Genomic DNA, 11,834 nt, shown 5'->3' with positions numbered 1-11,834 from the left:
CGCGCTCGACCTCCTTGCGCAGCCAGGACTCCTGCGTCTCGCCCTCGGGCACGTCGGGATACTGGGGCATGCGGTCGACGTAGGTGAAGACGTCGTCGTAAGAATTGACCATTTCAGCAATGACGAGAGTGTTATCGCATGCTTCAGGCAGCTCGCTGAACAATCTGCGCATTTCGCCCGCAGACCTGAGATAGTAACTCGACCCTTCGAACCGAAGCCGGTTGATGGCATCTTTATTCTTGCCTGTGCCTACGCACAGGAGGCTGTCATGGGCCTCAGCCTGATCTTCGGTCACATAATGGGAGTCGTTGGTGGCCAGAAGTGGGAGGTTGAGGTGTTTCGCCAACCGCAGCAGGTCAGCGCGCCCTTCTCGCTCAATGTCAATTCCATGATCCATCAGCTCCAAGAAATAGTTCTCCTTGCCGAACATTTCTTGGTACTCGCCGGCAACTCTGACGGCCTCCTCGTACTGGCCGAGTCTGAGTCTGGTCTGCACTGCACCGCTTGGACAGCCAGTAGTTGCAATGATGCCGCGCGCATACTGCGAAATAAGGTCCTGGTCCATGCGGGGCTTGGAGTAGTAGCCCTCGAACGATGCCAGCGAGGACAACTTGAAGAGGTTGCGCAGCCCGGCCGCGTCCTTGGCCCACATGGTCATGTGGGTGAACCGACCACCGCCTGCTACGTCCTTGCCGCCCTCGCCGTCCACCACACCGGTCTCGGCTCGCCGTCCCCAGAAGACTTGCTTCTTCAGGAACCGGCTCTCTGGAGCCACATATGCTTCAATCCCAAGGATAGCTTTGACAGGCACGCCTGCGGCGACCTTCTGAAACTCATAGGCCCCGAACATGTTGCCGTGATCCGACATGGCGATGGCGGGCATCTCTAGCTGCTCGGCCTTCTTAAGTAGAGGCTTTATCTTCGCGGCCCCGTCGAGCATACTGTATTCAGTATGAACATGTAGATGAACAAAGGACTTACTCACCCTACCCCCAACACTTGCTCGGTCGACGTTCGCATAAGTTCAATCTCGGCTCGGAAGTGATGCAGAACTTCACCGAAGTTCGAGATCTTGCCTAAGTACTGCCAGGTCCTGGCCAGGCAACACTTCATTGCCTGCAGGCGTTCCTCCTCAGAAATTGTAAGCAAATTTAATATGATCAAGAACGTGGCATCCCGAGATAACGATGGCCATCGGTGAGGGCTTCGACACTTGTCAAGCCCCAGGCTTAATGGATAGAAATTGAGCGCAGATTATATCTCGCGAGTAGCGTTTGAACCAGCAGATGGCGCAGATTACTTTCGCATGGGTTCGTCTGCTGCGATCACGAGCCCGCACATGTCAAGATGGCACACGCAGGCAACCTGAGGAAGCGCCAGAAACGCCACGTTGTTATGCGACGGCAGCGCCTTCTGAAGTGACCCTTGATCGAAGTAGGTTAGCTTACTCCTTCCAACTACGGCACCGCAGTCTCGAAGGGCCTTGCAGCATGTGGTGGCCACCCAGTAAACCTTTCTATAGGAGGATTGCTGCGTCCTGACCTAACCGCACTTCAACGTATAGTCACGCATAGTCGGTTCTATCGCTTAGCAAAGCCGTCAAGGCCCGACATTGCATTGGACCCACATAACTCACACACCGGACTATTCTTGGGATACTATACGAGGCACGAGAATGAGCGTAAGCAACATTGTTATTCCACCAAGCACAATAGGGGCTCGCATATCTATGGCGACACTTACCCATCCGCTGATCACCGGCCCCGCCAGCATCCCTATGCGACTAACCAACAAATAGCTGCTGTTGACGCGGCCAAAAAGTTCGCGTGGAATAAGCTTCTGCCTCAATGAAACAATCTGCACATTCCAAATCCCCACACCAAAAAGGACCATAGCCAACATTGCGGCAACCAACCAGACCGACGCACTAAGTCCCATTACCACGGCAGCAATCCCCATCGTCGCCACAGCAAGCATAATGCTGAAGGTCACACCGCCCCTCCGCCCAACCCATCTGGAGATCATTGTGCCAAGCAAACCGCCTCCTGAGCCGACAACCATGACAAGGCCGAACGTCGACGCAGATGCGTGGAGATCTTTTGTGACTAGAATGACCAGGGTAGTGGTGGACAGGGCGGAAGCCATTGACACAAGTCCAGCGACCGCAGCCAATGCCCGGAATCCTCTATGCGTCCAGAGCCAGCGAATGCCATCCCCAACCTCACTGAAGACTGGTTTGCGTTCCGCGGCACCTGCTGCGCTCGTGCGTCCAATCGCACCTACAAGGAGGGCGCTGAAGATAAACGACAATGAATCAAGAATGAAAGGAAGCCCGATAGCGACAGTGAATAGCAATGATCCGAGCATAGGGCCTACAACGCCAGCCCCCAAAACATAGCTAGTCTGCACGCGACTGTTAGCGATTTCGAGTTGATGAGGTCCCACCAAATCGGGAACGACTTTCGCTCCGGAGTTGCGAGAAATAGTTTCACCAATTCCAAGGAAAAATGCCGTGACCACAAGCGCTAATATCGGAGGTCGTGCAATGACAGCCCAAATGGCAATGCTGCCCATGATGGTTGCTCTCGCAGCATCGGTCCAGAACATCAGTCGGATAGGATTGAGCCTATCGGCCAAAACTCCGCTGAACGGAGAAAAGGCCAGCCAGGGCACTGCCCGCGCTGCGGCTACCCAAGCGACATCTGCTGGTGACGACGATACTGCCGCAGCTAGCAAGGGTAAGGCTGTTGTGCGTGCGCCATCACCAAGGGTAGAGATCCAGGAGGCTGACAGGAGGAGCGTGAATCTCCGGCCGAGTCTCCTTTCGCCATTGCGTGGATTTGCTCTAAGCAACCCCACAGCCACCTCCAGAGAGCAACCGCCATTTCCATGCCTGACTCGCACACACTGAATGTCGCATGCAATTCACTGATGCCCTCCCCGATAGTACACGCATCGCAATAGACACAATTCTAGACAGTAACCTATCTTAGCATTGACTTGACGCGATCCAGTTGGGCGTCCATGCACGTCTAGCAATTATTGTAGTAGTCAAGAACGGCGTCGTCGCAAATGAGTTCATCGTCGCCACTATACTCGCCGCAGGTTGCTAACTGCGATACATCCATCTTTTGACTGAATGCATCTAGAAAATGGCGCATCACGAAAGTGACACCCTCTGGGGTAACCGAACGAAGATTGGGCTCAAAGAACATCCCTTTGAAAGGAAAGCCGCTGACGATCTCGAAGGATGGAAAGTAGTCAACGTGGTCGTGCTCCTCCGTCAATTGTCCTGCCACGGCACGCAGCACTGACTTGGAGTAAGTGGAGGCAGCCAGAACGTGATCGGCAGTGGCAGTTGCTGTGAGTGGAACCGGCGATACGGTTAGGACGATACGGAGCTGCGGATTGACAGCCCGTGCCAAAGCGATCGCGGTTGAAAGATCATGATACACCTCGTCAAAGGTGAAATTATGAAACTCATGACGGCTCTCGTCGAAAACCCCACGCACCGTGCCTGGACAGACGGGGTAGACTACGCCGTTTGCGCGTTCCCGCCATGCCTCAGTTAGTCCTAGGGTGAAGATGAGACACGCCGCGTCCGCCACAGCGCTTCGAATCGATATCAGCGTCGTATGGCGGGAGGCCAAGAGGGCATCGGCTGAGGCGTAGCCATCCGGCTCGATAGAAGGCCGAAAGGGGTCAAAATAGCGGTCACCTTCCTGCCACGTCTCGTCTGGAATCGGTGATTCGCCGTGGGACCAGGCCAGCCACTGCCGAAGCATCGCGGCGGTGTAGATGTTGCCGGTACGGAACGAGAAGATTCCGAACTGTCGAGCTCCGCGTTGAGCTTCGGTTAAGCCGGGCGGCGCAGGCTCAGCATCTCGCCAATTCATGCCGCGATTGAGTAGAGCGCGCCCGATGTGGGCGGCGAAGCAGGAGCCGGCCGTAAGGACAGGGTCGTCCTGCCCAATCGTGAACTTGGGCATCCACAAGCCGCTGATGTCCAACGCATCCAACTCAGCTACTGCAGAACGCCAGAAAGAGCGAGGCGGGAACGATTTATAGGGATTTATCACTTTTACCTCTGCTTTCATGGCATGGAAATTAGTGGGACGTGACGTTCCCACTCGGATCTCCGCCCAACCTGGAGACCGTCATGCTACTAGAACAACTTATGTCCGCGAGTCAGCTGTGATGTCAAGTTGAGGAAGTAGCAAGGTAGCCTGATCGCCGAGAACAGTCTCGCGGACGACGGCCAGGAAGTCATAGGCAACACCTTCATCGTCACGGTAAGCGGGTACTCTAGTGGCGAGAAGATCTAGTAGGCCTCGGGTGGAAGGGCTGAAGTGGTGGAACCCAGTGATTGTCGCGGCTTGATAGCAGGCGGCGACCAGGACAGAAACGATGGTCTGAACGTTGTCGATTAGTTGGAGAGACTTGCGTGCGGCAATAAGCCCCATGCTGACCACGTCTTGATTCTGTCCATTAGACGGTATCGTCTTAATCGAGGCCGGCGCAGCCAGATCCATATTCTCGGAGGCAATGCTAGTCGCAAGATACTGCGAACCTTGCAAGCCGGAGAACAAGCCCTCTTCGCCGAGAGCCAGAAATGCCGGATATGCCTTATTCAGATGCGGGTCGAGAATTCTGTTTAGTTGACGTTCGGCCAGTACGCCGATTTCGGCAATTGCGATATTATGGAAATCGCTGGCCATCGCTACATATTGACCGTGGAAATGGCCGCCATGAAAGATAGTGTCTGGAGAGTCAAAAATCAATGGATTATCGTTGCAGGAGTTCAGCTCCTCCTCTACCAGACGCCGACAATAGGTCATTGTTTCCAGTACTGGCCCGAGAATCTGTGGGACGCAGCGCAACGTATACGCGTTCTGCAGGTAGTCCTTGACCGGCATCACTTCCCCACTTCCGTCGCTCTCCTGACTTATCAGGCGCATCACGTCTTCGTGTTCTCGGGTAAGGCCGCTACCTGCCAGGAGGTCGCTAATCATTTGTGCGACGATGTTCTGACCTCGGTGATTCTTTAAGATATGTCCACGTTGCTCGAATGCTCGAGTCGACCCACGCATGACCTGGATAAACGCCGCCGATGCCCACAGGGCGAGTCTCAGTAGTCGCCCGGAGCGCACCAGGGACAACGCCGCAACACCTGTCATTCCCGATGTCCCGTTGATCAAAGCTAGACCATCCTTATACCCCAATCGAACCGGCGTGAGGCCCTGCTCTGTCAGCACTTCCGCAGATGGGCGGATCTCACCCCGATAGCGAACGCGGCCAGCACCGATCAGCGGCAGCGCCAAATGTGCCAATGGCGCCAAATCACCGCTAGCCCCCAGAGAACCCTTCTCTGGTACCACCGGATGGATGCCACGGTTGAGAAACTCCCCCATCAGCCGCAACGTTTCCGCTCCAATGCCTGAATAACCCTTTATCAGACAGTTTAGCCGTGCTAGCTGGATTGCACGAACCACTTCGTCTTCAAAAAGAGGGCCTCCACCAGCCGCATGCGTGCGCAGGAGATTCTCCTGCAATTGAGTCTCGAACCTGCTTGGGATGGTCATGAAAACCATTTCACCAAAACCTGTCGTCACGCCATAAATCGGATGCCCCTCAGCTCCCCACCGCTGAATACGCTCGCATGTCTCGTCAACTACTTTCAGCTGGTCCTCATCCAGTTCAATCGATTCACCTGACACCGCGACTGCGTAGAGGTCATCGATGGTCGCACCTTCGCCTTGCACGATCAAAACGTCTCCTTTTTGCAAAATGGCGAGCTTGACGGACTATTCGAACGGAGTCCGAACTTCTCCTATGAAAGATCAGATTCAGTCTGTTGATGGGCTTTTCCCTCTGTGTCCTCCGTCACGATTGATGACTGATCGGGATCCAGTTCAAGCGAGGCGGACCAGGATAGGAAGTCGTTGAGGCGACCAGATGAATGAGGCCGCGCTCCTCTCCATGGCGGGGATTCTGACGACGACAGTCTTGATCTATCCACCTTGCCTCCAGCATTCCGCGGCAAAGCGGACAGCGTGATGAAAACAGACGGAAGCATATGTTCGGCTAATTTGCTCCGTAGGTGGGCCCGCCATATCATTGGTGAGCCCCTCCCTGATACTGGGACCACATACGCTACCAACCGGTCCATGAGTTCTCCATCACTGTTAGATGGCACGACCGCACAGTCAAGAACAGACCGATGACTTCGCAGGGCAACCTCAATTTCAGCAAGTTCAACCCGGACGCCTCTAAGTTTGACCTGACCGTCCAGGCGTCCCTGGAACTCCAGCAGGCCATCCGGGCGCCAACGCCCCTGATCCCCAGTCCGGTAGCACGGACTGGCAGCGATGCCTGCACTGTCGCCGGCCATTCTGACACTTCTGAATTTGGAGCCGGATTGAGATGCCTCTCCCACGTAACCACGAGTTAGAAATTGGCTGCGAACCACGATCTCCCCCGTGACCCCCACCGGACAGAGGTTGTCATCAACATCCAGAACGCTAACCGAACGGCCAGGAATCGCTTTGCCGACTGGAACTGGTCCATTCCACTCACCGGTTACTTCCATCCACGTGGCCAGAATTGTCTCCGTCGCCCCGTACAGGTTGATCAACCGGAGTCCGGGTATAGCAGCCGCCAGGCCACTCGCCAACTCACCGTAGAGCGGCTCACCTGCCAGGAGGATGTGGTCCAGCGACGCGAGATTTGCTGCGCAAGTTCGAGCGTTAAGGGAGTGCAGCAGTTCACAGGCGAAGCTGGGAACGGTCTGTAGCAGACAAATGCGGCGTAGAGCTAGCCAGTCCAGTAGAAGGCTAGCGTCAAGTCGGATCTCATCGGGTATAGGGCACAGCATGCCACCCGTGACGAGTGTCGCGAATATCTCGCAGAAGCTGGCGTCGTAATTAGGGGCCGCCCACTGCGCTATCCTGCGCCCAGGACCCATTCCGAACTCTGTGCCCATCCACATTACAAACTGCGCCAGCCCGATATGAGACTGCTGGATGCCCTTGGGTCTACCAGTGGACCCCGATGTGTACACTACATAGACCGGCGTGTCCATCCCTACCGCAGTTGACGTAAACGTGCGCGTTGATGGCACATCCATCTGAGGCTGAGGATCATTCTCGGTGCCAACTGCCAGTACTGGGCAGCCGAGTTCGCTTCGACACCAAGTGATCAGCGCATCCTCATCAAGCTGCTCGACGAGCAGACAGGTGGGCTTTATTTCGTTCAAGATATAGATGCATCGTTCGGCTGGGTCACCAAGACTTAGCGGCACAAAGTAGCATCCCACTTTCATGATGGCCAGAAGAGTTGCTACCTGCCGCGCTCCTATCGGCAAGCGCATAGCGATCGGACCACCGCTGTCGATACCTTGGTCTTGAAGATTACAAGCTATCCGATCAGCCCATGTGTTCAGCTCTTGGTACGACAGCCCGTCGATCGCGGGCGCGTTCGGTTGAAGGACGGCTCGCTCGCGGACCAGTTCGTGCACCGGAGTCGCCGGCAACAACCCCACCGTTGCCGGGAGCACAGCCTGCTGTGCTCCCGGTTCAGACGGTCCCTTATCCATCAATTCTCCTCGCTCGTGGATGGAGCCTCGCCTTCCGCTCGCTCGGCTCGGCCGAGCCCTCCACGATCTGCAAATCGCCAATCGGGCGTGCCGGACAAGCCGTCGCCGCTGCGAGCAGTTGGACAAATATCGTGGCCATTCGGCTCGCAGTAGTATGGTCAAACAGATCAGTAGCGTACCGAAGACCACCTCGGAGTCCGCTCGGAGATCCCTGTGCATCGAAGGACTCGTGGAGAGTTATAGACAAGTCGAGTTCAAAGCCCGCATCGATTAGGAGGCGCTCCGCTGAAAGGCTGGGAAATAGCAGCTCAGCGTCCGAGATATTATCAAGTTCTATAGATACTTGAAACAATGGATGGCGTTCATAGGAGAGATTGGAGTGAAACTCCTCAACGAGTCGTTGAAATGGCAAATGATGGTGTGAGCTCGCAGCCAGACTAGCTCTTCTCGCCCGCGTTACGAGATCACTGAGGCTTGGATCATCCGAAGTATCGAGGCGCAGTACAAGGTTGCTGCGGAAGCAGCCGACAACAGGGTTAAGCATAATGTCCGATCGCTTATTGACTGGCATACCAATGGGGATGTCGATACCTCCGCCCACCCGGGTTATTAGCATCCCAAGGCCAGCCTGCAAGACCATTAACAGCGTGGCGTTGCACTGTTTAGCAACGGCACGCAATCGAGCGAGCAGCTCAGGTGACACCTCAATTGGAACTCTGCCGCCACAATAGGTGGGTTGCTCCGGGCGCGGCCGATCGAACGGCAGCGTCAACTCTGTAGGCAACTCCGCCAAGACAGCACGCCAATACTCAAGCTGCTGCGCTGAAACACTGCCCGGCTCAGTCTCCTTTCCCAGAACCATCGCCCGCCAATGCGTGTAGTCGGCGAACTGAAGGGGCAATATGTCCCAGACTGGCTCGCGGTCGGAAAAGCGTGCCGTGTAAGCATATGCAAGTTCACGCCAAAGGATCTCCATCGAATGCTGGTCGCACAGTTCCCGATCTGCCACTAGAAGAAGGACATGACCCCCGGCCTCAAGGGTGAACAACACCGCCCGCAACGGCACGTCGCACCCCCGATAAGAGCGGTGCGCCACCTCTGCGTTCAGTCGACCTAGCAGATCTTTTTCGGACGTGGCAATTACTGCCATATCCAGGCCCGCTTCCACGTCGCTAACCACCGGTCCAATCGCTCTAGTGCACTCATGCTGAAGCGCCTGCAGCACTTTGTGTCTCCTGACAACGTCAGCTAGCGCGTGCTCCAACCCGCTGCAGTCGAGTGCGCCCGTGAAGCGTAAGGCTGAGGCAAGAACTGGGTGAAGGGCACGATTTTCCTGCTCCGGTGGGACGGCATACTCTTGAGGACGACAGGCTGGGGTGAGCGTGGAATGAAGTACCCTCCTCAGAGGCGGTTGTATTTCATCCCGTTGGTCGAGGCGCTCAAGCAGAGAACCGATTGTCTCAGTGTCGTAAAGATCGCTAACTCGTGTATGGAGGCCCGTCACTGATCGGATGATGCTTACCAGACGGCCCGCCAAGAGGGATTGGCCGCCAAGTTCGAAGAAATTGTCGTTCATCGCCACTGTCGGTCTGCCGAGGACATTTGCAATCAGCTCACGCAATAGCTCCGAACGAACAGAACGTACAGGGTCAAGCAAATACGAGCCTGGTTCAGGAAGTGCTGCGCGGTCGACGTCGCCCGACAGCAAGCGAGGCATCGCCTCCAAAAACATTACTACATCAGGGATCGCGACTCTGGGGAGATACTCGGCCAAGAATGCTCGCAGATCATTGGACGACGGAGGCGAGATGCCAGCTTCCACTTCCGCATATGTCACCAGGTGCTCATTCCCGCCGTTGCCGATATAGATCAGTACGACGGCACATGCCACCCCTGGATACTGAGCAATCAACTGTTCGATAGTGTGAAGACCAGCTCCCGCGGACAACTCGATGCCAGATCCGGAAAACTGTGTCACGGCACTCCTGACTCTTGGGCTACTGACGACGATTGGACCGTGCTACTCGGCCTACGACAACCCGCACGATTCAACTTAACTCACATTTTCTCTCCTAAGGAGGCGCTGCCCCCATCGGATGAACTTCGGCTCCGGATCCTTATCTGACCAGAGTGGGGTGATGGCGCCACGGAGGACCTTCTTAGCCGACACAACAGAAAAGTGGCGGGCACCAGACGGGACAAGGTTTCCAAAGTCATACTCCAGCCACTCGTCTTCGCTGCGCCGTCTGAAATATCGATAACGTAGGTGTTCGTGGCCCCTAATGACTTCCAGCCGAAATCCGTCCGCTTGAAATACACCTTCGCAGAGATTGATATCCACCATGGGTTGCTCGGCAGGATCCGCCCAGGGCTCCCCTGCCAGCGAACCCAATACGTCGTAGTAGAGAACAAAGCCAGGGTAGACGTTGGCCTGCAGCACCAAAGCCAGCCGCCGCTCTGGGAAGATCTGAATAAAGTTGTGATAGCCCGGGCCGGAGGCTTCGAAGCCGAACGAAGCCTCATCGAAGTGCATCCACCCGAGACCCCACGAATGAATCAAGTGGTGGTCAGGAACAACCATCTGTCGTGTCCTCATCTGCTTTGCGAGGCCAACCGACAATAGGCGTCTACCTTGACCGGTAACGCCATCATCGAGTGCAAAGCGCGCCAGCATGGCAGCATCCTCAAGTGTGAAGCAGACTGAGAGTGTGTCCAAGTTGTCGTTGGCCGCCAACAGCATATCCATGCCAACCGGCTGATACGACTGAGAGTCCGCCTCCAAGATGTATCCGGTCGCGACCGAGCCTCCGTAGTCAACAGGTCCTGAACTCTCTGGGAGATCCGTTATTCCCAATGGCTGAAGTAACATTGTATTGACAGCCCGACGCCACGGCATACCTGATAGCTTTTCAATCAACAGCGCGGCGATCGCAGTCCCGGCATCAGAATAGGCGAAGACTTCACCAGGCTCTGCAATTTGCGGATAATTTTCGAAGCGCTGCACATAAGATGCGAGGTCCGAAGAATCGTTGGTTGCCCACCTCTCATACGAGTCATCAATTCCGCTTGTATGTGACAATACGTGACGTAACGTAATCTCGACAGTACGGTTGCCCCGGCGCCTAACCGCCTCCGGCAAGAGCCGACCTAACGGCTCGTCTAGCGATACCAAATTCTTGTCGACAAACATCAGGGTCACATAGGCGATTAGCACCTTGGCCAGGCAGGTGACGGGCTGTCGAGATGTTTCGCAACGAGACTTGTCGCTGTCTCGGTTGTCAAGACCGTAATACGCGACCTGAATCTCGTCGTCGTCAAACAAAACCGCGACTGCTGCGCCAGGAACACCCTCTGCACTGGCAGACGCCCGCAGAGTATCGCTGACAGCTTGAAATCTTTTCCGTCCGGCATCAAACTGATCTGCCTTCTGGAGATTTGATCCCATAATTGCACCCTCTGCCATATTTGAATGTTGATCTCCCTATTGTGCCGGATCTATGTAACTAAGCTACGGCGATAAACTTCCGGCGGTCCGGCCTTCTCGGGGAGTCTTTGGTCGAGTTCCTAACCTCTTCTGACGCCTGCCGCGCGACACTTTCTTTCCAAAGAGGAGTCTTTGCGATAAGCAAGACTCATCTTCCGAAGAATGCCTAAACAGCAATAGGGGCGGTGCAGCCCTTAATTCGCAGAGCATGATTGCCCCGCCGTATGGGAAGTCCAAATCGTATCTGAGCGATCGCCGGCTCTTAATCTCTTGTCGCGCGCTGACTGCACGATCTCAAAGTGCGGCCTCGCTCTTGCACGTCAGGGATTTCGTTATTTAATCTGCGGAATGTATTGCTTTTCGACCAGCGCTGCTTCCGCTGCGTCGCCCCAGTGTGGCAACTCAAGGCGCGGTCGCTCTCTTCTGCCGAGTTGAATTGCACAGGGAAATTGACGCACGCAAGATGAGTAAGTCCTTTCACGCCACAGCTAATGACAATCCGATTGCGAGATAAGTCCTGGCCGATAGGTCCCATGCGGACAATAACTGGGAGGCCTGGGTCCGGTCAATGGGTAATCCTCCAAGTAGCCTTTCATGACTGACTGTGATCACTGCGCCGGTTAGGCCGTGTCAGAGGCGAGGCTGCGCGTGGAGCTGTCTTAGAGGATGTTCTGTGACGGTATGGGCTTTTGGTCCCTGCAGTTGAGTAGGGATTTTCGTGAAATAGGTTGACGTTCAGTGTGAGTGCGCTCAACT

General features: G+C 55.4%; 7 protein-coding genes. All 7 read right to left on the bottom strand.

All coding sequences use genetic code 11. The features are described from left to right. The coding region (locus tag ACWD0F_RS50980; protein WP_449890233.1) for a PHP domain-containing protein at positions 1 to 985 on the bottom strand (985 nt) is incomplete at its 3' end. Between the two features lie 659 nt (positions 986 to 1,644). Continuing rightward, on the bottom strand, positions 1,645 to 2,859 hold the full coding sequence (locus ACWD0F_RS50975) for an MFS transporter (protein WP_449890237.1): 1,215 nt from the start codon (positions 2,857 to 2,859) through the stop codon (positions 1,645 to 1,647). Positions 2,860 to 3,032: 173 nt separating this feature from the next. Then, entirely contained in the window at positions 3,033 to 4,097 is a 1,065-nt protein-coding gene (locus tag ACWD0F_RS50970) for a GSCFA domain-containing protein (protein WP_449890231.1), read from the bottom strand. Between the two features lie 78 nt (positions 4,098 to 4,175). Beyond that, on the bottom strand, positions 4,176 to 5,762 hold the full coding sequence (locus ACWD0F_RS50965) for an HAL/PAL/TAL family ammonia-lyase (RefSeq protein ID WP_449890235.1): 1,587 nt from the start codon (positions 5,760 to 5,762) through the stop codon (positions 4,176 to 4,178). Positions 5,763 to 5,830: 68 nt separating this feature from the next. Further along, complete coding sequence (locus ACWD0F_RS50960; RefSeq protein WP_449890229.1) at positions 5,831 to 7,594, bottom strand: amino acid adenylation domain-containing protein; 1,764 nt, start codon at positions 7,592 to 7,594, stop codon at positions 5,831 to 5,833. After that, complete coding sequence (locus ACWD0F_RS50955) at positions 7,587 to 9,572, bottom strand: condensation domain-containing protein (RefSeq protein ID WP_449890227.1); 1,986 nt, start codon at positions 9,570 to 9,572, stop codon at positions 7,587 to 7,589. The genes ACWD0F_RS50960 and ACWD0F_RS50955 overlap by 8 nt, the downstream gene beginning before the upstream one ends. Before the next feature lie 75 nt (positions 9,573 to 9,647). Continuing rightward, entirely contained in the window at positions 9,648 to 11,057 is a 1,410-nt protein-coding gene (locus ACWD0F_RS50950) for a serine hydrolase domain-containing protein (RefSeq protein WP_449890225.1), read from the bottom strand. Between the last annotated feature and the right edge of the window lie 777 nt (positions 11,058 to 11,834).

This window comes from Nonomuraea sp. NPDC002799 (genome assembly GCF_053592075.1).
Note: the sequence above shows the minus strand (reverse complement) of the source record. Positions and strands in the feature narration are given on the sequence as shown.